The 23650-nt window shown below is 65.4% G+C and carries 15 protein-coding genes, 1 tRNA gene and 2 riboswitches; of the genes, 11 read left to right on the plus strand and 5 right to left on the minus strand.

The window, feature by feature from the left end; translation table 11 throughout:
- Positions 1-16: 16 nt before the first annotated feature.
- Both P5W98_RS14305 and P5W98_RS14310 read left to right on the plus strand, forming a co-directional pair.
- Positions 17-262, plus strand: coding sequence for a hypothetical protein (locus tag P5W98_RS14305; RefSeq protein WP_434718079.1), 246 nt, complete (start codon positions 17-19; stop codon positions 260-262).
- A 944-nt stretch (positions 263-1206) separates the two neighbouring features.
- On the plus strand, positions 1207-1650 hold the full coding sequence (locus P5W98_RS14310) for a hypothetical protein (protein WP_434718080.1): 444 nt from the start codon (positions 1207-1209) through the stop codon (positions 1648-1650).
- 23 nt (positions 1651-1673) lie between these two features.
- Here P5W98_RS14310 and P5W98_RS14315 read toward each other — a convergent pair whose 3' ends face one another.
- Together P5W98_RS14315 and P5W98_RS14320 are read right to left on the minus strand one after the other, a co-directional pair.
- Positions 1674-2960: a tyrosine-type recombinase/integrase gene (locus P5W98_RS14315; protein ID WP_434718081.1), complete on the minus strand. Its 1287-nt coding sequence runs from the start codon at positions 2958-2960 to the stop codon at positions 1674-1676.
- 172 nt (positions 2961-3132) lie between these two features.
- A tRNA-Arg gene (locus P5W98_RS14320) sits at positions 3133-3208 on the minus strand.
- 344 nt (positions 3209-3552) lie between these two features.
- Between P5W98_RS14320 and P5W98_RS14325 the strand changes: the two genes are divergently transcribed.
- On the plus strand, positions 3553-4446 hold the full coding sequence (locus P5W98_RS14325) for a c-type cytochrome (RefSeq protein WP_421025055.1): 894 nt from the start codon (positions 3553-3555) through the stop codon (positions 4444-4446).
- Positions 4447-4579: 133 nt separating this feature from the next.
- Here P5W98_RS14325 and P5W98_RS14330 read toward each other — a convergent pair whose 3' ends face one another.
- Positions 4580-6670 carry a UvrD-helicase domain-containing protein gene (locus tag P5W98_RS14330; RefSeq protein WP_421025056.1) on the minus strand — a complete coding sequence of 697 codons (2091 nt, stop codon included), beginning with the start codon at positions 6668-6670 and terminating at the stop codon, positions 4580-4582.
- 301 nt (positions 6671-6971) lie between these two features.
- On the opposite strand from P5W98_RS14330, the gene P5W98_RS14335 reads away from it, so the two are divergent.
- The 8 genes from P5W98_RS14335 to P5W98_RS14370 all read left to right on the plus strand — a co-directional run bounded on the left by P5W98_RS14335 (position 6972) and on the right by P5W98_RS14370 (position 18325).
- The gene (locus P5W98_RS14335; protein WP_434718082.1) at positions 6972-8021 is read left to right on the plus strand and encodes an oxidoreductase; all 1050 of its coding nucleotides are present in this window, start codon (positions 6972-6974) and stop codon (positions 8019-8021) included.
- Positions 8022-8202: 181 nt separating this feature from the next.
- Entirely contained in the window at positions 8203-8574 is a 372-nt protein-coding gene (locus tag P5W98_RS14340) for a hypothetical protein (RefSeq protein ID WP_421025295.1), read from the plus strand.
- Between the two features lie 96 nt (positions 8575-8670).
- A riboswitch (glycine riboswitch) is annotated at positions 8671-8786 on the plus strand.
- 48 nt (positions 8787-8834) lie between these two features.
- Positions 8835-8978: riboswitch (glycine riboswitch) on the plus strand.
- 89 nt (positions 8979-9067) lie between these two features.
- Entirely contained in the window at positions 9068-10186 is a 1119-nt protein-coding gene (gene gcvT, locus P5W98_RS14345; protein WP_421025058.1) for a glycine cleavage system aminomethyltransferase GcvT, read from the plus strand.
- Positions 10187-10265: 79 nt separating this feature from the next.
- Complete coding sequence (gcvH, locus tag P5W98_RS14350) at positions 10266-10646, plus strand: glycine cleavage system protein GcvH (RefSeq protein WP_421025059.1); 381 nt, start codon at positions 10266-10268, stop codon at positions 10644-10646.
- Between the two features lie 99 nt (positions 10647-10745).
- Positions 10746-13712, plus strand: a complete 2967-nt coding sequence (gene gcvP / locus P5W98_RS14355; RefSeq protein WP_434718083.1) for an aminomethyl-transferring glycine dehydrogenase — start codon at positions 10746-10748, stop codon at positions 13710-13712.
- Positions 13713-13990: 278 nt separating this feature from the next.
- Complete coding sequence (locus tag P5W98_RS14360; protein ID WP_421025296.1) at positions 13991-15037, plus strand: alginate lyase family protein; 1047 nt, start codon at positions 13991-13993, stop codon at positions 15035-15037.
- A 95-nt stretch (positions 15038-15132) separates the two neighbouring features.
- The gene (locus P5W98_RS14365) at positions 15133-16521 is read left to right on the plus strand and encodes an L-serine ammonia-lyase (RefSeq protein WP_421025061.1); all 1389 of its coding nucleotides are present in this window, start codon (positions 15133-15135) and stop codon (positions 16519-16521) included.
- A gap of 79 nt (positions 16522-16600) precedes the next feature.
- A complete protein-coding gene (locus P5W98_RS14370) occupies positions 16601-18325 on the plus strand; it encodes a thiamine pyrophosphate-binding protein (RefSeq protein WP_434718519.1) in 1725 nt (574 codons plus the stop codon).
- Between the two features lie 118 nt (positions 18326-18443).
- On the opposite strand, the gene P5W98_RS14375 is transcribed toward P5W98_RS14370, so the two are convergent.
- Both P5W98_RS14375 and putA read right to left on the minus strand, forming a co-directional pair.
- Positions 18444-19592 carry a branched-chain amino acid ABC transporter substrate-binding protein gene (locus tag P5W98_RS14375; RefSeq protein ID WP_421025062.1) on the minus strand — a complete coding sequence of 383 codons (1149 nt, stop codon included), beginning with the start codon at positions 19590-19592 and terminating at the stop codon, positions 18444-18446.
- Positions 19593-19688: 96 nt separating this feature from the next.
- Positions 19689-23630, minus strand: a complete 3942-nt coding sequence (gene putA / locus P5W98_RS14380; protein ID WP_421025063.1) for a trifunctional transcriptional regulator/proline dehydrogenase/L-glutamate gamma-semialdehyde dehydrogenase — start codon at positions 23628-23630, stop codon at positions 19689-19691.
- Positions 23631-23650: the final 20 nt, after the last annotated feature.

Raw genomic sequence — 23650 nt, forward strand, 5'->3', positions numbered from 1 at the left:
ATGTCAACGCTTTGCGATGACCATCCGGTCGTGTTTCGTCGAGGCCGCCCCCGCCACAATGCTCAAGTGCGGCACCTACCGCAAGCATCTGGAAACGTTGCGGCAGCCCATGAAGTACGCACTTGGATCGGCCGTGCAGATGCTCGAGGAATACGGCTGGGAACTGTTCGTGAAGTCAGCCGGCGGCAGCTTCGTCCCGGCTCGCGTGCCCATGTCGACGACTCGTCCCGGCTGGCCGGATGTGACGCTCCACTCGGCGTGACGGTCGCGCCTGGACATCCGCCTGGACATCCGCCTGGACATCCGCCTGGACATCCGCCTGGACATCATTTCCGGCCGAATGCGGCGGAGTGCCCCTAGATACGTATCAACGCGGCATTTGTCGGCGACCCATCGGCACCGGTGTTCGTCGAGAAAGCAGCCAAGATCGGGCTCTGAGCAATATCTGCACGGGGGTGCTAACTTATCCCCCTAGCTTCGCACGTTAAGTCAAAACATGCATGGCGCCCAAAACCGGCGCAAGCCTATCCTGCAGTACTTCGATGTTATGTTTTTATTTTCGTCGTCCGCAAATCCCGTGAGCAGGGTCGCCGATGGTCGCACAAAAAGATGAACTCCTGCCGCAAGAAAATGTATTCGTCCGCGCAGCAAGATGAACTGGCCTAGTTGAGAAAATAGCGTATCGCGTGAGCGGGTCTTCCGACCACACGCAAATAGATGATTGACCGGGAGCGCAAAGGCATGACCGATGGCGCAACATAAATGAGCATGGGCTGCCGTGCTCCGCGCAGAAAAAAATCAAAGGCCGTGTTGAATCTGCGCGCAAGCATACAGACGCTCGCGCAAATAGATCAACAAGATTTTCGCGCACGGTGAAGCAGAAATCGCATCAGACCGACACGTCACATCAAATCCCACGATCATCCGGCGCAAATCGGTGCGTGGCGGATTTCATGTGCTGCCCGTTGCCAACGCACAGCCTCTGATCGTTCGACTCGAAGGCCGATGCACTCGTATTGGCCGACGCGCAAATCCCGGTACGTTGCCGACACGCGACGGCGCAGAAAATTTGCTATGCCAGAGAAGTCCTGCTCAATCCAGCGCATTCCACCACGCCGATTTGAGCCTGTTTACAGGTATTGACGGAGGCCATTCCCCTTTGCAAGATGGCACGAAGGCAGTGTGTAGGAGGCAATCACGCCGGTGGTGAAAAGCTTTACCCATGCGCAAGGGGACGCGGCAGCGCGCCGTCTCGATGCACTGCCGGAAAAGCCCGCGCATGTGCACGGCGTCAATGTCCGGGAGGCAATGAAGTCCATGCAGCCTCAAATCATCGATGCGCAGAGAAAGGGCTACGCGCAGGAAGAAATCGTCCGGCAGATCGCCCATGACGGTGTGCAAATTAGTGCCGGCATGATGAGGTACGCCGTACGCCATGCTCTAGAAGACCAGCAACCTGCTCAGGCTGATAAAGGTCGAACGATAACGCCAACTGCCAAGACCAACGTGCGTTCGCCCGCAAAGAAAGCTGGTCAGGCTGATATCACGCGTAACGAAATGCTATCTCGAGTGATCGGTGTAGCAATGGTATCAAAACCGATTCGAGGCTTTCTCGGATTTCCAACCAGCCCAGACACCGAAAGTCTCTAGCCTTTGCAACCCTCCGTGTTGCCTCATGCGGTCCTAGTCACCAATTTCAGCGTTCTAACAGGCTTCGGAATATTTCCTGCCGCGAGTTCGTCGAGAAAATCGGCCCAACACTGAACCATCTCGCGACGCTGTTCAAGAAACGTTGCACGATCGTAACTATCGCCTAGCTCCTCGCTCGACGCATGAGCCAGATGACGCTCGATCACCTCCTTGTCCCATCCGAGATATTCCCGGATCAACGTGCGAGCCGTCGCACGAAAACCATGGCCCGTAATCTGCTCTTTCGTGTCGTAACCCAGCGTACGTAGCGCGCTGTTAATCGTGTTTTCGCTCATATAGCGTGTCGCCTCGGAGCGCTTGGCGATACTGCGGAAGACTGGCCCGCTCGGCCCGGTCAACGGATGCAGATCCCTCAAGATCTCCATGGCCTGTGACGGAAGCGGCACGAAATGCGCCGGCGTGCGGCTATCCCGCTTCTTCCATTCCCGCATCTTCATTTTTTCCGGCGGACAGATCCAAACTGCGCCATCAAGATCGATGTCTTCCCAGTGGGCAAAACGTAACTGGCCTGGCCGCTGGAAAAGCAATGGAGCAAGTTGCAACGCTGCACGGGTAATCACATGGCCGTTATAGGCTCGAATATCGCGCAGCAACTGTCCAAGCTGCTTCGGATCGGTAATCGCTGGGTAATGACGACTGCGTACAGCAGGGAGCCCTCCGGTACGGTCATTCACAAAATTCTTGGCGGGTTCGAGAACGCCGGTATCCACTGCGTACTGATACACATGCTGAATCGTCTCGCGCACCCGCATCGCGGTTTCAAGATTGCCGCGCTCTTTGATGCGGTGCAGACAACGGACAACTTCGGTCGGCTTGATATCCCCCACAGGAAGCCGACCCACCCAGGGAAACACATGCAGTTCTAGGTAGCGGATTATTTTCTCTGCGTAGCCGGCGGACCATTCGCGATCTTTTTCCGATACCTTATGCCACGCCCGAGCTACCAGTTCAAACGTGTTGAGCCGAGCCGCCTGCGCTAGCTCTTGCTTCTCGCGCCGAGCCATTTTTGGGTCAATTCCGTCCGCTCGCCGCTCCATTTCCTCGCGAGCCTTTCGGCGAGCAGCTGCGAGCGAAACAACGGGGTATCGACCAAGCCCTAATTTAATCTCTTTGCCATCGCGCTTGTAACGGTACATCCATACCTTACGCGTCAGCCGGACTCTGAGGTACAACCCATCGCCATCCGCCAGGAAGTATTCCTTCTCGCGATGCTCGGCGTTCTTGATCTGCGAGTCGGTGAGCTGTCCCATGGTGTACCCCAAAATCAAAATCGAGGAAAAACCATTTTGGGGTACACCTCTAGGTACACGCAAACGCCGGATTTTATCGGACGTCTTCGGCTTTCCCCGGACGCAAATTTCCCGCAACGCCTTATCTGGCGGGGCTTTTCAGGATTTCAGGGGATTTCTTCGGACAACTGGATGGCGCGCCCGGCTGGGATCGAACCAGCAACCCCTGCCTTCGGAGGGCAGTACTCTATCCATTGAGCTACGGGCGCATTGAGGTGCAGTTGCCGCCGGGAGCCCGAAGAAAACGGGGATAGCGACACCGCAATGAGACCGAGAGAATACCCGGTTTCGATGCCGGCGTCCACCGCGCGCGCCTTGACTGGCGTACCCGCCAGCCACAAGCCCCACGCCTCGCCCCTGCAATCCGTCACCATTTACCCAAACACCCCCCGCTGCGCCGCACCACTTCGGGTAAACGCCCGCTGAAGAGCCCCCGCCTGCGGCAACCCGCTGCGAAACCTTGCGTCTATAATCGTCCGTGCTTGATCTATCGCAAGGCTGTTGCCGTCCTGCTGTACCGCTCACCACAATACCAACGGGAGTCGAGACAAGCATGAGCGAAGCACCCCACGGAGCCCCGATCAAAACGCCCGGGCAGTTGATTGCCGCTGTCATTGCCGGGTTTGCCGTCCCCATCGTCATCATCATTCTGCTCGCCTACTACGTCGACAACACGACGCGCACCGGAGCGGGCACCGATGAACTCTCTACCGACCAGGTCGCCGCGCGCATCGCGCCGCTCGCGCAGGTGTCGGTGCACGACGCCAATGCGCCGCGCGTCTACAAGACTGGCGAGCAGGTCTATCAGGCCGTCTGCTCCGCGTGTCACGCGAGCGGCGCGGCAGGCGCGCCCAAGTTCGGCAATTCGGGCGACTGGGCGCCGCGCATCTCCCAAGGCTTCGATACGCTCGTGAAAACGGCGCTCGCCGGCAAAGGCGCCATGCCCCCGCGCGGCGGCACGAGCCCCGACGATTACAGCGATTACGAGATCAGCCGGGCCATCGTCTACATGGCGAACCACGGCGGTGCGAACTTCCAGGATCCGCCGCAGCCTGCGCCGGCTGCGGCAGCCGCAAGCGCTGCGCCGGCCTCAGACGCCAATGCAGCAGCCGACGCGCAAGCCGCAGCCGCAAAAGCGGCGATCGCCGCGATCGGGCAAACGTCTTCCGCACCGGCCGCAGGCGGCGCGGGCCAGAGCGCCGACGCCTCGCAGGCGGGCAAGGCCCTCTATCAGCAGGTCTGCCAGGCATGCCACGCAGCTGGCGTGCTCGGCGCGCCGAAGTTCGGCAACAAGGACGACTGGGCGCCGCGCCTGAAAGATCCGATGGACAAGATCTACAACTACGCGCTGCACGGCAAGGGCCAGATGCCGCCCAAGGGCGGTTCGAGCGCCTCCGACGCCGACGTGAAGGCCGCCGTCGACTATATGGTGAGCGCGGCAAAGTAAGCGCGTCGTCGCCTGAATGCCGCCGCAACGACAGCACGCGGCGCAAGCCGCATGGCGCACAACGACAAAGGGCTGCATCGCATGCGATGCAGCCCTTTTCATTTCACGCCCGCAGCCGAAGAAGCCCGCGCCCTCAGCCCTTCTGCAGCAACGCCTTCAGGCTCGCGAGCCGGTCCTTCGGCGACATCGGCGCTTCTTCCGCGGTGGGCGGCGGCGCGTCGTCGAGTCCCATCTCGGGGATGAAGCGCGACGCCTCGCACACCACGGTCTCGCGCGCCCGCTTGCGCTTCTTGCACCAGTTCAGATGCAGGCTGCGCTGCGCGCGCGTGATCGCCACGTACATGAGCCGGCGCTCTTCCTCGATGCGCGCGTCGTCGATCACGTCGTCCTCGGAGCCGCCACGGTGCGGCATGATCCCCTCTTCCACGCCCACCAGGAACACATGCGGATACTCGAGCCCCTTCGACGCGTGCACGGTCGACAGGCGCACCGCGTCCGGGTCTTCCTCCTTGCCTTCGAGCATCGACATCAGCGCCACGGTCTGGATCAGGCCCATCAGGTTCTTGCCAGTGTCGGCCAGACCGTCGGTGTTGTCATAACCGGTGGCTTCGCTGTCCTCGCCGATCTGCTGTTCGGGTTTCGTGCCCTTGCGCTTGAGCCATTCGAGGAATTCGAGCACGTTCTGCCACTTCGACTGCGCCTGGCGCTCGTCGAACGCGTCGTAGAGATACGCTTCGTAGTGGATCGCGTCCATGAGGTCGTCGAGCACGACCGTCGCCGGATCTTTATGCGCGCGCTCGGCGAGGCGTTGCATGAAGTCGCAGAACACGCGCATCGGCTCGACCTGGCGCGCCGAAAGCCGCGCTTCGATGCCGCCCATGTAGACGGCCTCGAACAACGAAACCTTCGCCTGCCCCGCGAACGAGCCAAGCGCTTCGAGCGTGGTGTTGCCCACGCCGCGGCGCGGCGTGGTGATCGCGCGGATGAACGCGGGATCGTCGTCGTGGTTGGCAATCAGGCGCAGGTACGCGCAGATGTCCTTGATCTCCGCCTTGTCGAAAAACGACTGCCCGCCCGAGAGCACGTAGGGAATGCGCTCGCGGCGCAGCACCTGTTCGAAGATGCGCGCCTGGAAGTTGCCGCGATAAAGAATCGCGTAGTCGCGGAACTGCGCGCGGCGCTCGAACTTGTGCGCGGAGAGGCGGAACACCACCGATTCCGCTTCGTGCTCTTCGTCGTTGCAGGGCGTGACCGTGATGGTGTCGCCCATGCCGTGCTCGGACCAGAGCTTCTTTTCGAACAGCTTAGGGTTGTTCGCAATGACGTTGTTCGCCGCCGTGAGAATGCGCACCGTCGAGCGGTAGTTCTGCTCGAGCTTGACCACGTGCAGCTTCGGATAGTCCTTGCCGAGCTGCGCGAGATTTTCGATCGTCGCGCCGCGCCAGCCGTAGATCGCCTGATCGTCGTCGCCCACCGCCGTGAACGCGGCGCGCGGACCCGCCAGCAGCTTGAGCAACTCGTACTGGCAGGTGTTGGTATCCTGGTACTCGTCGATCAGCAGATAGCGCAGCTTGTTTTGCCAGCGCTCGCGCACCGGCTCGTTGCTGGCGAAGAGCTCGGTGGGCAGGCGGATCAGGTCGTCGAAATCGACGGCCTGGTAGGCGTGCAGCGTCGCCACGTAGTTGCGGTAGACAATCGCGGCCTGGTGCTCGTCTTCGTTCGACGCGGTGGCGAGCGCCTCCTCGGGCATCACGAGGCCGTTCTTCCACAGCGAGATGATCGACTGGATCTTGCGGATGAAGCCTTTATCCGTCGAGCCCACCTGCTCCTGAATCATGGAGAAGCAGTCGTCGGAGTCCATGATGGAGAACTGGGGCTTCAGGCCCAGGTGCTCGGCTTCCTGGCGCAGGATCTGCACGCCCAGCGAGTGGAACGTGCAAACCGTCAACTGGTTGGTCGGCACCTTGCGGCCTTCCTTGCCGGGCGTGGTGAGCGTCTTGCCTTCGAGCAGCTTGCCCACGCGCTCGCGCATTTCGGCGGCGGCCTTGTTGGTGAAGGTGACGGCCGCGATATGGCGCGGCTCGAAGCCTTTCGCTTCGATCAGATGCGCGATTTTCTGCGTGATCACACGCGTCTTGCCGCTGCCCGCGCCGGCGAGCACGAGACAGGGACCGTCGAGATAGCGCACCGCTTCGCTTTGGGCGGGATTCAGGCCTGCGGACATCGTTGCTGGATTGGAAAAACAGGTGGTACGGCTGGGAGGCGTGCGTTTCGTGGCGCTGCGGCTTCAGGCCCCAAGGGCTTTAAAGCGCGGCGGCCGGCACGGCATGGCGCGAGGCGCGCGCAACAGCGCTGCGGCCTCTCACGCGAGAGGTGCGATGTTAACACGAGGCGGCTTCACATCGATGCGGCCCCGATGCCGTTCACGCGTCGCCCCTGCTACGCGTGCCACAATGACGGGCTCCCGCCACCCCCGGCGACGGCTCGCGCCGCGCCGCTTCATTGCTGGAAAGAGGACGCGCTTCATGACTGCCCCCCTGCAAATCGGCCTGATGGGCTACGGCTTCGCCGGCCAGACCTTCCACGCTCCCGTGATCGCCCATAGCGGCGCCGCCACGCTTGCCGTCATCGCGACGAGCCGGGCCGAGCACGCGCAGGCCGACTACCCGGACGCCGCGATCGTCCCGGACTTAGACGCCCTGCTCTCGCTCGACGCCATCGAATGCGTAGTGATCGCCACGCCCAACGACACGCACTACGAGCTCGCGCGCCGCACGCTGGAGCGCGGCAAGCATGTGCTCGTCGACAAGCCGGTCACGCTCAGCGCTGAAGAGGCGCGCACGCTCGCGGCCATCGCGAAGCAGCGTGGCCTCGTGTTCGCGCCGTTCCACAACCGCCGCTGGGACGGCGACTTCCTCACCGTGCGCGAGCTGCTCGCGAACGGCGCGCTGGGGCGCGTCACGCACTTCGAATCGCATTTCGACCGCTTCCGCCCGCAGGTGCGCCAGCGCTGGCGCGAGGACGCCACGCGCGGCGGCGGCCTGCTCTACGACCTCGGGCCGCATCTGATCGACCAGGCGCTCGCGCTGTTCGGTGCGCCCGAGGCAGTCACGGCGTTCGTCCACGCGCGCCGCGACAATGCCAGCGCGCCCGACTACGCGCATCTCGTGCTGCGCTACCCCGGCCATGACGCCGTGCTCCACGCGAGCGCGCTGGCCGCGTTCGCGCCGCGCTTCGTGATTCATGGCACGCGCGGCAGCTACCTGAAGAACGGGCTCGATACGCAGGAAGATCAATTGAAGGCGGGGCTGCGTCCGGGCCAGCCCGGTTTCGGCGAAGGCAACGAAGCGGGCCGCCTGCACACACTGGCCGACGATGGCACGGAAGCCGAGCGCACCGCGCCCAACGCCGCCGGCAATTACGCCGATCTCTATCGCGCGCTCGCGGCCGCGATCCGCGATGGCGAGCCATTCCCGGTGAGCCCGCAGGATGCCATTGACGTGATGAGCATCATCGAGATCGCCACGCAAAGCGCTGCCGAAGGCCGCACGATTGCGTTCACGCGTGCAGCTTGAGCCGCCCGCCTCGCAGCTTGCATTTCACCGACGCGGCTGAAAGGTCTGAACAAATCGTTACAAGTGCGCGCCGCACCCGGGTCATCGGGCGGCGCGCGCGGCACGTTTGCGGACGTACGACGCAAAAAAATGCAGCAACGACGACGAGAAGCTGCAAACAAGGAGAGTCTCAATGACCCGTTTGAACCGTGCCATCCGCTACGCCGCCGCCGGCGCGCTCATCTCGACGCTCGCTGCGTGCGTGGTCAACCAGTCCGCCCCGCGCCCCACCGTGGTGGTGGCCCCGAATCCCGGCCCGAGCCCGCATGATGTGGCCGTGGAGCGCCTGCATCAGATCGACGGACGCCTCGACAATCTGGGCCGCCGCATCGATATGCGCGTGAATCAGGGCTACTATCCGCCGCCCCAGGGGGCTGCGCTCCATCACCGCCTCGACACGATCCGCGGCGAAGCGCACGACATGGCCAGCCAGCACGGCGGCGGCATCTCCGCCGACGAGCAACACGTGCTGAACCAGGAGCTGGATACGGCGGCGCGCGCGATCGGTGAGTAACCCGGCACCTCAGGCGACGCGCTGTGCAGCCAGCCGCGCGCCGCCTGCCCCGATTTTTTCCGCATTGACACACCGCCCAAGCGTCGCGCACAATCGCTGCGCGCGCCGGGAGAGCGCGCCGTTTGTCGCACCCTGCCATCGAGCGGGTGCAATGCGCGGCGCCGCCGAAGGGGCAACCCACAAACTCTCAGGCAAAAGGACCGTGCGCGCCGGACCTTCGAATCGCCCGCTCGCCTTCCAGCGCAGCGCGTGAATTTCGAATCCGCAACTCTGGAGAGCGGCAGTAGAACGGCGGCGGAGGATCGTAACTCCTGGCGTTCAGGCTGCCCACCGAAGGGGCGCGCGCCATCGAGCACCATCAAGCACGGCGCAATCTCTCAGGTATCGAGGACAGAGGGGCCATGCAAGAACCGACCCCAGGCATTGGGCCTGTGGCGTTTCCTGCATGGCCTTTTTCGTTTTCGCGCGATTTTTCGTGACCGCCTGAGGCCCCATGACCGAACTCAAACGCACCCCGCTGAACGACTCGCATCGCGCGCTCAATGCCCGCATGGTCGACTTCGGCGGCTGGGACATGCCCGTCAACTACGGCTCGCAGATCGACGAGCATCGCGCCGTGCGCACCGATGCCGGCATGTTCGACGTCTCGCACATGTGCGTCGTCGACTTCTCGGGCGCGAAGACGCGCGAGTTCTTCGCCCGCGCGCTCGCCAACAACGTGGCCAAGCTCGTCACGCCGGGCAAGGCGCTCTACTCGTGCATGCTGAACCCCGAAGGCGGCGTGATCGACGACCTGATCGTCTATTACTTTGCTGAAGATACGTTCCGCACCGTGGTCAACGCGGGCACCGCCGAAAAAGACATCGCCTGGTTCGAGAAGCTCAACGCCGAAGGCGGCTTCGGCCTCACCGTCACGCCGCGCCGCGATCTCGCGATCGTCGCCGTGCAGGGCCCGAACGCACGCGAAAAGGTCTGGCAAGTCGCGCCCGCCTCGCGCAGCGCCACCGAACTGCTCAAGCCCTTCAACGCCGCGAAGATCGAAGCCTCGCCGTTCGGCGAATTGATGATCGCTCGCACCGGTTACACCGGTGAGGACGGCTTCGAAGTCGTGCTGCCCGCCGCCGCCGTAGGCGAGTTCTGGGATGCCCTGCAGCGCCAGGGCGTGAAGCCCTGCGGCCTCGGCGCGCGCGACACGCTGCGCCTCGAAGCGGGCATGAATCTCTACGGCCAGGACATGGACGACACCGTCTCGCCGCTCGACGCGGGCCTTGCCTGGACCGTCGACATGAAGGAGCCGCGCGACTTCGTCGGCCGCCCCGTGCTCGAAGCCAACGGCTCGCGCATGGCCTTCGTCGGCCTGATCCTGCAAAAGGAAAACGGCAAGGCCGGCGGTGTGCTGCGCGCGCACCAGAAAGTCGTCACGCCGCAGGGCGAAGGTGAAATCACGAGCGGCACCTTCTCGCCGACGATGCAGGAATCGATCGCCTTCGCGCGCGTGCCCCAGGGCGTGCAGCCGGGCGACGTCGTGCAGGTGTTGATCCGCGATAAGGCCCTGCCCGCAAGCGTGGTAAAACTGCCCTTCGTGCGCAACGGCAAGGTGCTCGCCGCTTGAGCCAAGGCGATCCGCGAGGATCCGCGCCACGCACGCCCCCCCTCTTTCAAGCCATAACGAACCACGCACTGGAGCAACCATGAGCATCCCGGCCGATCTGAAATACACCGAATCGCACGAATGGATCCGCACCGAAGCCGACGGCACGCTGACCGTCGGCATCACCGACCACGCGCAGGAAGCCCTCGGCGACATCGTCTTCCTCGAACTGCCTGATGCGGGCCGCGCCGTCACCGCCGGCGACGCGGTTGCCGTGATCGAGTCGGTCAAGGCCGCCTCGGACATCTACGCACCGGTCGCGGGTGAGATCATCGAATCGAACTCGGCGCTGGTCGACACCCCGGACCAGGTGAACGGCGCCCCGTACGAGTCATGGCTCTTCAAGATCAAGCCGGCCGCCGACGCCAAGCTCGACGCGCTGATCGACGCTGCTGCGTACGAAAAGGCCATCGGCGCCTGATCGGCCATTCAGCAGGCAACCCTGTCTTAACCGTAACGGCGCGGACGGCGCGCACTTCAACCCGCGCCGCCCGTGCCGGTAGTAAAACCCGGAACCCCCATGAAGCTCGAACACCCGGATCGTCTGATGAACTCCCCGCTCTCGCTTGCTGCGCTCGAAGCGCATGACGCTTTCGCCGCCCGCCACATCGGCCCCGATTCGGCCGACCAGCAGGCGATGCTCGACGCGCTCGGCTTCGCCTCGCGCGACGCGCTGATCGATGCGGTGATTCCGGCGAAGATCCGCCGCAACGAGACGCTGCCGCTCGGGCCGTTCTCGCAGCCGCGCTCGGAAGCCGAAGCGCTTGCCGCGCTGCGCGCGCTCGCGGACAAGAACCAGGTGTTCCGCTCCTATATCGGGCAGGGCTACTACGACACGCACACGCCGGCCGTGATCCTGCGCAACGTGCTCGAAAACCCGGCCTGGTACACGGCCTACACGCCGTACCAGCCGGAAATCTCGCAGGGCCGCCTCGAAGCCCTGCTGAACTTCCAGCAAATGATCGTCGACTTGACGGGCCTCGCGATCTCGAACGCGTCGCTGCTCGACGAGGCCACCGCCGCCGCCGAAGCGATGACGCTCGTGCAGCGCGTGGGCAAGTCGAAGTCGAACGTGTTCTTCGTCGCCGACGACGTGCTGCCGCAAACCATCGAAGTGGTGAAGACGCGTGCGAAGCCGATCGGCGTCGAGGTGAAGGTCGGTCCCGCCGCCGAGGCGGCGCAAGCAGGCGCGTTCGGCGTGCTGCTCCAGTATCCTGGCGTGAACGGCGATGTGCGCGACTACCGCGAACTCGCCGCCGCCGTCCACGCAGCCGGCGGCTCGGTCATCGCCGCCGCCGACCTGCTCGCGCTCACCGTGCTCGCGCCGCCGGGCGAATGGGGCGCCGATGTGGCCGTGGGCAACTCGCAGCGCTTTGGCGTGCCGATGGGCTTCGGCGGCCCGCACGCGGCCTATCTCGCGGTGAAGGACGAATTCAAGCGCCAGATGCCGGGCCGTCTCGTCGGCGTGACCGTCGACGCCCAGGGCAACCCGGCGCTGCGCCTCGCGCTGCAAACGCGCGAGCAACACATTCGCCGTGAAAAGGCCACTTCGAACGTCTGCACGGCGCAGGCCCTGCTCGCGATCATGGCGAGCATGTACGCGGTCTATCACGGCCCGCAGGGCCTCAAACGCATCGCGCAGCGCGTGAACCGCGTCGCGGCCATTCTGGCGGCGGGTGCCAAGCAACTGGGCTACACGCTCGTGAACGAATCGTTCTTCGACACGCTCACGTTCGAAGCAGGCGCGCGCACCCAGGCGCTGCACGACGCGGCGCTCGCGCGCGGCATGAACCTGCGCCGCGTGAGCGAGACGCGCGTGGGCATTTCCGTCGACGAAACCACCACGCGCGGCGATCTGGCCGATCTGCTCGCCGTGTTCGCGCAAGCCGCGTTCGCAAACGAAGCGCCCTCGGTCGATGCGCTCGACGCACAACTCGCGGCGCAGGAAGCGGCCACGTTCCCGGCCGCGCTCGTGCGCGAGAGCACGTACCTCACGCATCCGATCTTCAACTGCCATCATTCGGAAACGGAAATGCTGCGCTATTTGCGCAGCCTCGCCGATAAGGACCTCGCGCTCGACCGCTCGATGATCCCGCTCGGCTCGTGCACGATGAAGCTCAACGCCACCTCGGAGATGCTGCCGGTCACGTGGCCCGAGTTCGGCCGCATCCACCCGTTCGCGCCCACCGAGCAGACCGTCGGCTATCGCGAGATGGTCGATCAGCTCGAGCAGATGCTGGTGGCGGCCACGGGCTACGCCGCCGTCTCGCTGCAGCCGAACGCAGGCTCGCAGGGCGAGTACGCGGGCCTGCTCATCATCCACGCGTACCACGCTTCGCGCGGCGAAGGCCATCGCAACGTCTGCCTGATTCCCGCTTCGGCGCACGGCACCAATCCGGCTTCGGCGCAGATGGCCGGCATGCAGGTCGTGGTGGTCGCGTGCGACGCCCAGGGCAACATCGATCTCGCCGACCTCAAGGCCAAGGCCGAACAGCACGCTGCGAAGCTCGCGGCGATCATGATCACGTATCCGTCGACGCACGGCGTGTTCGAAGGCAACGTGCGCGAAGTCTGCGAGATCGTGCACGCGCACGGCGGCCAGGTCTACGTGGACGGCGCGAACATGAACGCGATGGTGGGCCTCGCGGCCCCCGGCCAGTTCGGCGGCGACGTCTCGCACCTGAACCTGCACAAGACCTTCTGCATTCCGCACGGCGGCGGCGGACCCGGCGTCGGTCCAGTGGCGGTGGGCGCGCACCTCGCGCAATTCCTGCCGAACCAGCTTTCCTCGGGCTACAAGCGCTCGACCGACCAGGGCAACGGCATCGGCGCGGTGAGCGCGGCGCCCTACGGCTCGGCCTCGATCCTGCCGATCTCGTGGATGTACATCGCGATGATGGGCGCGACCAACCTCACCGCCGCAACGGAAATGGCGATCCTCAACGCGAACTACGTCGCGAAGAAGCTCGCGCCGCACTATCCGGTGCTCTACAGCGGCCCGGGCGGCCTGGTCGCGCACGAGTGCATTCTCGATCTGCGCCCCGTCAAGGATTCGAGCGGCATCACCGTGGACGACGTCGCCAAGCGCCTGATGGACTACGGCTTCCACGCGCCCACCATGAGCTTCCCGGTGCCGGGCACGCTGATGGTCGAGCCGACCGAGTCGGAGTCGAAGGAAGAGCTCGACCGCTTCATCGACGCCATGGTTGCAATCCGCGAGGAAATCCGCGCCGTGGAAGAGGGCCGCGCGGACAAGGAAGACAACCCGCTGCGTCACGCGCCGCATACGGCAGCGGTCGTGGTCGCCAACGAGTGGCAGCACGGCTACTCGCGCGAGCAGGCAGCCTATCCGGTGGCGTCGCTCGTCGCGCGCAAGTACTGGCCGCCGGTTGGCCGCGCCGACAACGTCTACGGCGACCGCAACCTGTTCTGCTCGTGCGTGCCGATCAGCGAATATGCGAGCGAAAACGCCGGCCAGGGCGAATAAAACGCGCCCGATCGCTCAGTCAATGCAACACCAGCAGCCGCCGCACGCTCCGCGAGGAGCCGCGGCGGTTTTTGCTCGCCGCACATTTGCCCCCGCAAACTCGCGCCAAACCGTTAACATCACACACCTGTCAGCCTTGAACCAGGGAGTCGCGCATGGCGCGGAAGGTGGGAACGGCCTTGACCGGGCATGCCCCGGCGGCAACACAAGCCACGCGGGCCACGAACGGTGCATCGGGCCGACACGCGCGGGCATTCGTCACGGCCTGGCTGTTCGGCATGGGACTTGCTGGTCCGGGCGCCGCGAATCTCGCCCATGCGGCCATGAACTTCTGCGCGGCGCCCGCGCTGCAGACGAGCGAGCGCACCAACGCCGATCCGGGCGTGAAAGCGCTCGTGGCGGAGGTGCAGGCGCACGTGAACGACGTGCCGCATCCGCTGGCACGGCTGCACACGGAAGGCACACTCCCGCACGAGGGCATCTACGACCAGAGCGTGGAGGCCGAGAAGGAACTCGACCTGATGCGCAACGCGGCGCTCGCCTGGCGCGCCACGAGCGACGACCGCTACCTGAAACTCGTCGACCGCTTTCTGTTCGCGTGGGTCACGACCTATCAGCCGAGCTTCAACCCCATCGACGAAACGCACTTCGACGGGCTGATTCTCGCCTACGACATGACCGCGAGCGCGCTGCCCGTGAAAACGCGCAATGCCACCATGGTGTTCCTGAACAAATTCGTGAACGGCTACATCAAGCAGGTGGACGAGCAGCCGCGCCCGCTCACGGGCACGTTCGCGAACAACTGGCAAAGCCACCGGGTCAAACTGATAGCGATGGCGGCGTTCACGCTCGACAACCGCAAGCTGATTGCGGCGGCGCAGCGGCTGTTCATCGAGCAGATTGGCAACAACGTCGCGCCCGACGGCGCGACGCTCGATTTCACGGAGCGCGATGCGCTGCACTACGTGACCTACGACCTGGAGCCGCTGGTGGCCGCCGCGCTCGCCGCGCGCCGGCACAACCGCAATTGGCTGCCCGAGCGTGGAACCAACGGCGCGACGCTCGCGAGCGCGCTGAACTGGCTCACGCCCTATGCGATGGGCGAGAAGACCCACGAGGAATTCGTACGTTCGAGCGTGCCGTTCGACGCCAGGCGCCGCGAAGCCGGGTTGCCCGGTTACACCGGCGCATGGGATCCGAAGAACGCCGCCGAGCTGTATCACCTGGCCGCCCGACTGGACGGCCGCTATACGCCAATCGCGCTGCGTCTCGCGCCCACGCCGCCGGCGTGGCTGGCCGTCTGTCTGCCGTTGCCGGCGCGCTGACAAGCGCGCCGTGGTGGCGGTGGGTGCGGCGGGCAGCGAGATCAGGCGTGCGCGGCACTCATTGAAACCGACTAGACGAAGCAGGAGCAGTACCCATGGCAGTAAGCGTTTTCGATCTCTTCAAAATCGGCATCGGGCCGTCGAGTTCGCACACCGTAGGGCCGATGCGCGCGGCGCTGATGTTCGCGGAAGGACTCGAGCGCGACGGACTGCTCGCGTCCACCGCCTCCGTGAAGGTCGAGCTGTACGGCTCGCTCGGCGCGACCGGCAAGGGCCACGGCACCGACCGCGGCGTGATGCTCGGCCTGATGGGCGACGCGCCCGACACCGTCAACCCCGATACCATCTCCGAGCGCCTCGAAACCGTGCGCGTCTCGCGCCAGCTCGCGCTGCTCGGCAGCCACGTCGTCCCGTTCGTGCAGAAGGAGCACATCGCCTTTTATCGCCAGGCGCTGCCCGAGCATCCGAACGGCATGAAGCTGCGCGCGCTCGACGCGAGCGGCGCGACGCTGCGCGAGAGCACCTATCTCTCCGTGGGCGGCGGCTTCGTGGTCACCGCGGGCGCGGCCAACACCAAAGTGCTGGCCGCCGCGCAGCAACTGCCGCATCCGTTCGGCACGGGCGCCGAAATGCTCGCGATGTGCCAATCGACGGGCAAGAGCATCGCGCAGCTGATGCTCGACAACGAACGCATCTGGCATAGCGACGCGGAAATCCGCTCGGGCCTGCTGCGCATCTGGGACGTGATGCAATCGTGCGTGTCGCGCGGCTGCGGCATCAACAACCCCGACGCCGACGGCACGCTGCCCGGCCCGTTCCAGGTGAAGCGGCGCGCCGCGCAGCTCTACAAGGCGCTCACCGGCAACCCCGAGCGCGCGCTGCAAGACCCGCTCTCGATGATCGACTGGATCAACCTCTACGCGATCGCCGTGAACGAGGAAAACGCCGCCGGCGGACGCGTCGTGACCGCGCCCACCAATGGCGCGGCAGGCATCATTCCCGCCGTGCTCCACTACTACGTGCGCTTCACGCCCGGCGCCAACGAGCAAGGCGTGATCGACTTCCTGCTCACGGCCGCGGCCATCGGGATTCTGTACAAGCTCAACGCGTCGATCTCGGGCGCGGAAGTCGGCTGCCAGGGCGAAGTGGGCGTGGCCTGCTCGATGGCCGCGGGCGCGCTGGCCGCTGTGCTCGGCGGCACGCCCAAGCAGGTGGAGAACGCCGCCGAAATCGGCATGGAGCACAACCTCGGCCTCACCTGCGACCCGGTGGGCGGCATGGTGCAGATTCCCTGCATCGAGCGCAACGCGATGGCCTCGGTGAAAGCCGTGAACGCCGCGCGCATGGCGCTGCGCGGCGACGGCGCGCACTACGTCTCGCTCGACTCCGTCATCAAGACGATGCGCGAGACCGGCGCCGACATGAAGACGAAGTACAAGGAAACGTCGCGCGGCGGGCTCGCGGTGAACATCGTCGAGTGCTGATGCGCGGGCTTCCGGCGCAATTCAAACTTGATTCGGACGTATTCACATCACGAACGAAGGAAACTTGATCATCATGCAGATGCAGCAGCCGGACGATTCAGCCCGCGTTTCCGATTCCGCGACCGTCACCGGGGCGCGCCTCGTCGTGGACGCGCTCGTCGCCAACGGTGTCGAGCGCGTGTTCTGCGTGCCCGGCGAGAGCTACCTCGCCGTGCTCGATGCACTCGCCGACGAAACCGCGCGCATCGACACCCTCGTGTGCCGCCACGAAGCGGCGGCGGCCAACATGGCGGAAGCGGTCGGCAAGCTCACCGGCAAGCCCGGCATCGCGCTCGTCACACGCGGCCCCGGCGCGACGCATGCGGCGATCGGCGTCCACACGGCCTTTCAGGACTCCTCGCCGATGATCCTGCTGATCGGCCAGGTCGCGCGCGATCAGATGGACCGCGAGGCGTTTCAGGAGATCGACTACCGGCGCATGTTCGGGCAAATGGCAAAGTGGGTCGCGCAGATCGACGACGCGGGCCGTGTACCCGAGTATTTGAGCCACGCGTTCCATGTCGCGACATCGGGGCGCCCCGGCCCGGTCGTGCTCGCGCTGCCCGAAGACATGCTGAGCGGCGCGATTCCCGCAGCGCAAGCCCAGCACATCGCGCCTGCCGCGCAACGCGTGCAGGCGTCGCCGTCGGCTGCACAGATCGAACGGCTGCGCACGCTGCTCGCCGCGGCGAAGAAGCCCTTGGTGATCGCGGGCGGCCATGGCTGGACGCGCGAAGCGTGCGCGGACCTGCAGCGCTTCATCGAGCAATGGCAGTTGCCGGTGGGACTTGCGTTCCGCTTCCAGGACACGCTCAGCAACGATCACCCGAACTATGCGGGCGACGTGGGGCTCGGCATCAATCCGGCGCTGACCGCGCGCATCCGCGAGGCCGATGTGCTGCTCGCGCTCGGCCCGCGCCTTGGCGAAGCCACCACCGGCGGCTACGCGCTCCTCGACATTCCGAAGACGAAGCAGACGCTCATCCACGTGCATCAGGGCGCGGAGGAGCTGGGCCGCGTCTATGCCGCCGATCTGCCGATCGTCTCGGGTTTGGTCGAGATGGCGGCGCAACTCGCGGCGCTAAAAGCGCCCGCCGCACCCGCGTGGGCGGGCTCCGCCCACGCCGCGCACGAAGCGTATCTCGCATGGCGCGCGCCGCGCCCCATGCCCGGCGATGTGCAACTGGGCGAAGTCATGCAACAGCTTCGCGCGCGCCTGCCCGACGACGCCATCGTCACGAACGGCGCGGGCAATTACGCGACCTGGCTGCATCGGCACTTTGCGTACCGCGATTTTCGCTCGCAGCTTGCACCCACCAGCGGCGCGATGGGCTACGGCGTGCCTGCCGCGATCGCGGCGAAGTCGCTTTACCCCGAGCGCGCCGTGGTCGCGCTCGCCGGCGACGGCTGCTTCATGATGTCCGCGCCCGAACTGGCGACGGCCATGCAATACGGCCTCGCGGTCGTGTTCATCGTCGTGAACAACGGACATTACGGCACGATTCGCATGCATCAGGAGCGCAACTACCCGAACCGCGTGCACGGCACGCAGCTCACGAACCCCGACTTTGCGGCATTTGCGCAATCGTTCGGCGCGCACGGCGAAATCGTCACGACGACAGCACAGTTCGCGCCGGCGCTGGAACGCGCGCTCGAGGCAGGCAGGCCGGCGCTGATCGAGATTCGCGTGACGAAGGAGGCCAGCACGCCTGCTGCGTCGCTCGAGCAGATTCGCGAGCAGGGAAGGAAAGCGCGCGGAGAATGAATCGCTTGGATTCCTGAATAAACTCACCTTTAAAAGATGAGCGCATAAAAAAGCCCCGCAGGCTTCAACCCTGCGGGGCTTCTTACATCAACTTGCGGATCAACCGCGAGCGCAGCGCTTACTTGCCGCCCACGCTCTGCAGCGTCGTCCACTTGCCGTCGACAACCTTGTACAGCGTGATGCCGCCATTCTTCAGGTCGCCCTTCGTGTCGTACGCGAGTTCCTTCGTCGTCACTGCCGGCATGTTGGTCTTCGCGAGGAACGGCAGGTACTTGGCCGGGTCCGTCGAGTTCGCGGCCTTCATGGCTGCGAACATCGCCATTGCGCCGTCGTAGGCGTACGGCGAGTAGGTCTGGACGTCTTCGCCAAAGCGCTTCTTGTACTTCGCGACATAGTCCTTGCCGCCCGGCATTTCTTCCAGCGGCAGTCCGGCGAGCGACGCCACCGTGCCGTTCGCCGCGTCACCCGCGATCTTCAGGAAGGTCGGCGTGTGCACCATCTCGCCGCCCATCAGCGGCGCCGTGATGCCCAGCGACTTCATCTGCTTGACCATCGGGGCCGCTTGCGAATCCGCGCCGCCGTAGTAGATCAGGTCCGGCTTCTGCGCCTTCAGCTTGGTCAGGATCGACTTGAAGTCCACGGCCTTGTCGTTCGTGTACTCGCGGTCGATGATCGTGCCGCCCGCTTCCTTCGCTGCCTTCGCGAACTGGTCGGCGAGACCCTGGCCGTAGGCCGTGCGGTCGTCAACCACGGCAATCTTCTTCATGCCGAGGCTCTTCACCGCGAACGTGCCCGCCACCGAGCCCTGCTGGGTGTCCGAGGTCATCATGCGGAACGTGGTCTTGAAGCCTTGCTGCGTGTATTCCGGCGCCGTCGCCATCGCGATCTCGGGGATGCCGGCGTTCGCGTAGATGCGCGAGGCAGGGATCGTGGTGCCCGAGTTGAAGTGGCCGAGCATGCCCTTGATGCCATCGTCGACGAGCTTTTGCGCGACGGTCGTGCCCGTGCGCGGGTCGGCCTGGTCGTCGGCCGCGTCCAGCACGAAGTGCACCGGCTTGCCGCCGATCACCGGCTTGGTCGCGTTCATGTCCTCGACCGCGAGCGTGATGCCGTTCTGGAAGTCCTTGCCGTAGTGCGCTTGCGCGCCCGTCATCGGGCCGGCGAAACCGATCTTGACGTCCTGCGCTTGCTGCGCGTTTGCCGTCCCCGCCAGCGACAGTGCGGCAACCAGCGTTGCGCCTGCCAGCTGCTTCATGGTGTGTTGCATGTTTTCTCCTTGGTACCTGGTGTATCGAATGAGCGGCTTCGGGTCTCGCCTTGCCGCTTCCTTGTCCCTGGGGGACGGTTCTTGCGACCGTGAAGTCTAGCCAATCGTCATCAGATTCGCATTTCCGCCTGCCGCAGCGGTATTCACGCTCACCGAACGCTCCGTAAGCAGACGTTCGAGTGCGTAGTCTTCGTCGCCATTGGCAAGCGCATGCGCCGCCACGCCCTGCACCGAGACGATCGGTCCGCCGCGCTTGGCCACGTCCTTCACGACGCCGAGCAGTTCGTCGCTGTCGCCCTCGAACAGCACGGCGTCGAATTCGGCGTCGGCGCTCTTCTTCACCGCAACGTGGGCCTTGAGCTCAGCCGGCAGCGCGTTCACGAGCGCTTCGCCCGCCGTGCCCTGGAACAGCGCGCGGTTGCCCGTGGCCAGCACGACCGCAAGCTGCGCACGCGCGCCCGTCGGTGTGGACGCCACGCACAGCACCGTGCCGCGCGCCGAAAGCGTGTAGGTATTGCGCTCGCCGGTCGGCCCCGGCAGCACCGCCGTTGCGCCCGCCAGCACGTATTGCAGATAGCCGTCGCAGCGCGCCGCGAGCGCGGGCTCGCGTTCGGCGATGAGCCAGTCGCGCAGCGTCGTAAGCGTCGCGTGGGTCGATTGCGGCGCACCGTTTTCCGCCTGCGGCGCATCCACCACGAGCGCTTTCGCGAGCGACTGCGGCAGCCCGGCCGGACGCTTGGCCAGCAAACGCGAGAGATACAGCGCGCCACCGGCCTTCGGACCCGTGCCCGAGAGCCCTTCGCCGCCGAACGGCTGCACGCCCACCACCGCGCCAATCACGTTGCGGTTCACGTAGATATTGCCCACGTGCGCACGGCCGATCACATGCGCGATCGTTTCGTCGATGCGCGTATGGATGCCGAGCGTAAGGCCGTAGCCCGTCGCGCGGATCTGCTCGAGCAACTTGTCCAGCTGGCTGCGGCGATAGCGAATCACATGCAGCACCGGTCCGAACACTTCGCGCTTGAGCTCCTCGAGGCTGTCGATTTCGATCAGCGTCGGCGGCACGAAGGTGCCCGCTGCGCAGCTCTCGGCCATCGGCATCTGCGTGACCTTGCGGCTCTTTTCGCGCATCGCGCCGATGTGCGCGTCGATGCCGCGCTTCGCTTCCATGTCGATCACCGGGCCCACATCGACCGACAGACGATCGGGGTTGCCCACCGCGAGTTCCTTCATCGCGCCCGTGAGCATTTCGAGCGTGCGCTCGGCCACGTCTTCCTGCAGGCACAGCACGCGCAGCGCGGAGCAGCGCTGGCCCGCCGAGTCGAACGCGCTTTGCAGCACGTCGGCGACGACCTGCTCGGCCAGCGCCGACGAGTCGACGATCATCGCGTTCTGCCCGCCCGTTTCGGCGATCAGCGGAATCGGACGGCCATCCGAATCCAGACGCTGCGAAAGCGTCTTGTTGATGAGGCGCGCGACTTCGGTCGAACCCGTGAACATAACGGCGCGCGTGCGGTGATCGGCGACGAGCGCCGCGCCCACGGTCTCGCCATCGCCCGGCAGCAGTTGCACCGCGCCCGCCGGCACGCCCGCTTCGCGCAGGATGCGCACCGCCTGTGCGGCGATCAGCGGCGTCTGTTCAGCGGGCTTCGCGAGCACCGTGTTGCCCGCGGCGAGCGCGGCGGCCACCTGGCCCATGAAGATCGCCAGCGGGAAGTTCCACGGGCTGATGCACACCACCGGGCCGAGCGGACGATGCGTGTCGTTCGAGAACTCTTCGCGAATCTGCGTGGAGTAATAGCGCAGGAAGTCGATGGCCTCGCGGATTTCCGCCACGGCGTTGGGCAGCGACTTGCCCGCCTCGCGCACGATCAGGCCCATCAGCGTGTGCATCTGCGCTTCGAGCAAGTCGGCAGCGCGTGCGAGGCAATCCGCGCGCGCTTCCACAGGCGTGGCCTGCCAGATCGGCGCGGTCGAGACGGCGTGCGCAAGCGCGGCGCTCACGTGCTCGCTCGTTGCTTCCACAACGGTTCCCACAAGGTCGCGATGATCGGCGGGATTGCGCACGTCACGCGCAGCGCCTTCTGCGATGTCGGCGTCGGCGAGCATCGGCGCGGCGCGCCAAGGATGATGCGCGCTCGCGAGCAGCGCCGAAGACAGCGAGGCGAGGCGATGCTCGTTCGAGAGGTCGAGGCCCATCGAATTCTGGCGCTCGCTGCCGTAAAGATGGCGCGGCAGCGGAATCTTCGCGTGCGGCGCGCCCGGCGGCACGACCTTCGCGGCTTCGTCGATGGGGTTCGCGACCAGCTCGCTCACCGGCACGGTTTCGTCGGCGATGCGGTTCACGAACGAGGTGTTCGCGCCGTTTTCCAGCAGGCGGCGCACGAGGTACGCAAGCAGCGTTTCATGCGTGCCGACCGGCGCGTAGACGCGGCACGGACGGTTGAGCTTGCCCTGCGAAACCGGGCCCGTGACTTCCTCGTACAGCGGCTCGCCCATGCCGTGCAGGCACTGGAACTCGTACTGGCCGGGATAGTAGTTATTGCCCGCGAGGTGATAGATCGCCGAGAGCGTGTAGGCGTTGTGCGTGGCGAACTGCGGATACACCGCGTCGGGCGCGCCGAGCAGCCGCTTCGCGCAGGCGATGTACGACACGTCGGTGTAGATCTTGCGCGTGTAGACCGGATAGCCCTCGAGGCCGTCCACCTGGGCGCGCTTGATTTCCGTATCCCAGTACGCGCCCTTCACGAGGCGCACCATGATGCGGTGACGGCTGCGGCGCGCGAGATCGACGATGTAGTCGATCACGAACGGGCAGCGCTTCTGGTAAGCCTGCACCACGAAGCCGATGCCGTTCCAGCCCGCCAGTTCCGGGTCGAAGCACAGCGCTTCGAGCAGGTCGAGCGAGAGCTCAAGGCGGTCGGCTTCCTCGGCGTCGATATTGAGGCCGATATCGTAGCGGCGCGCCAGCACGGCGAGCGCGCGCACGCGCGGCAGCAGCTCGCTCATGGTGCGTTCCTGCTGCGCGCGCGAATAGCGCGGATGCAGCGCGGAGAGCTTGATCGAAATGCCCGGGCCTTCGTAGATGCCGCGCCCGCCCGCGGCCTTGCCGATCGCGTGGATGGCCTGCTCGTAGGAGGCGTAGTAGCGCTGCGCGTCGGCTTCGGTGGTGGCCGCCTCGCCGAGCATGTCGTACGAGTAGCGGAAGCCGCGCGCTTCGAACTTGCGGCTGTTGGCGAGCGCCTCGGAGATGTTCTCGCCCGTGACGAACTGCTCGCCCATCAGGCGCATGGCCATGTCCACGCCCTTGCGGATCAGCGGCTCGCCGCCCTTGCCGATCATGCGCGTGAGCGCCGAGGAAAGGCCCGTCTCGCTGTTGGTCGTGACCAGCTTGCCGGTGATCATGAGGCCCCACGTCGCGGCGTTCACGAACAGCGAGGGCGCGTGGCCCACGTGCGATTTCCAGTCACCCTTGCTGATCTTGTCGCGAATCAGCGCATCGCGCGTGGCGCGGTCGGGAATGCGCAGCAGCGCTTCGGCGAGGCACATCAGCGCGACGCCTTCCTGGCTCGACAGCGAGAACTCGTGGATCAGGCCTTCGACGCCGCCGCCGGTGCCCTTGGCGCGCAACGCCTCGACGAGCTTCGTGGCGAGCTTCGTGACGTCGCCGGTGAGGTTCGCGGGCAGGCGCGCCTCGCCGATCAGGAACGGCACGCATTCAGGCTCAGGACGGCGATACGCGGCCGTAATGGCTGCGCGAAGCACCGACTGCGGCTGAATGTTCTGGGCGAAGTCGAGGAACGGATGCGATGCGGCCTCTTCGTCGCCGTCGCCGGTTGCGCCATCGACGAGATCGGCGGCGCTCACCTGGCCGCTCAGTTCGGGAGGCAACTGGCCGTGCTCGATCTTCTCGAGGTAAGCAAAAATCGCTTGCTTGATGAGCCAGTGCGGAGTGCGCTCGAGGCGCGTAGCGGCATCTTTGAGCCGCGAGCGGAGCAGGTCGTCGACCTTGACGCCAAGGGTGGTGCTAGCCATGTTTCCTTCGCATGCCGGCC

The sequence above is a fragment of the Paraburkholderia sp. A1BS-2L genome, assembly GCF_051125205.1.
Classification (GTDB): Bacteria; Pseudomonadota; Gammaproteobacteria; order Burkholderiales; family Burkholderiaceae; genus Paraburkholderia.

Coding starts and splice junctions, on each gene's coding strand:
- P5W98_RS14365 (WP_421025061.1), top strand. CDS start 15,133: ATGGCAGTAAGCGTTTTCGATCTCTTCAAAATCGGCATCGGGCCGTCG.
- P5W98_RS14360 (WP_421025296.1), top strand. CDS start 13,991: ATGGGACTTGCTGGTCCGGGCGCCGCGAATCTCGCCCATGCGGCCATG.
- P5W98_RS14325 (WP_421025055.1), top strand. CDS start 3,553: ATGAGCGAAGCACCCCACGGAGCCCCGATCAAAACGCCCGGGCAGTTG.
- gcvT (WP_421025058.1), top strand. CDS start 9,068: ATGACCGAACTCAAACGCACCCCGCTGAACGACTCGCATCGCGCGCTC.
- P5W98_RS14305 (WP_434718079.1), top strand. CDS start 17: ATGACCATCCGGTCGTGTTTCGTCGAGGCCGCCCCCGCCACAATGCTC.
- P5W98_RS14375 (WP_421025062.1), bottom strand. CDS start 19,592: ATGCAACACACCATGAAGCAGCTGGCAGGCGCAACGCTGGTTGCCGCA.
- P5W98_RS14330 (WP_421025056.1), bottom strand. CDS start 6,670: ATGTCCGCAGGCCTGAATCCCGCCCAAAGCGAAGCGGTGCGCTATCTC.
- gcvH (WP_421025059.1), top strand. CDS start 10,266: ATGAGCATCCCGGCCGATCTGAAATACACCGAATCGCACGAATGGATC.
- P5W98_RS14315 (WP_434718081.1), bottom strand. CDS start 2,960: ATGGGACAGCTCACCGACTCGCAGATCAAGAACGCCGAGCATCGCGAG.
- gcvP (WP_434718083.1), top strand. CDS start 10,746: ATGAAGCTCGAACACCCGGATCGTCTGATGAACTCCCCGCTCTCGCTT.
- putA (WP_421025063.1), bottom strand. CDS start 23,630: ATGGCTAGCACCACCCTTGGCGTCAAGGTCGACGACCTGCTCCGCTCG.
- P5W98_RS14335 (WP_434718082.1), top strand. CDS start 6,972: ATGACTGCCCCCCTGCAAATCGGCCTGATGGGCTACGGCTTCGCCGGC.
- P5W98_RS14370 (WP_434718519.1), top strand. CDS start 16,601: ATGCAGCAGCCGGACGATTCAGCCCGCGTTTCCGATTCCGCGACCGTC.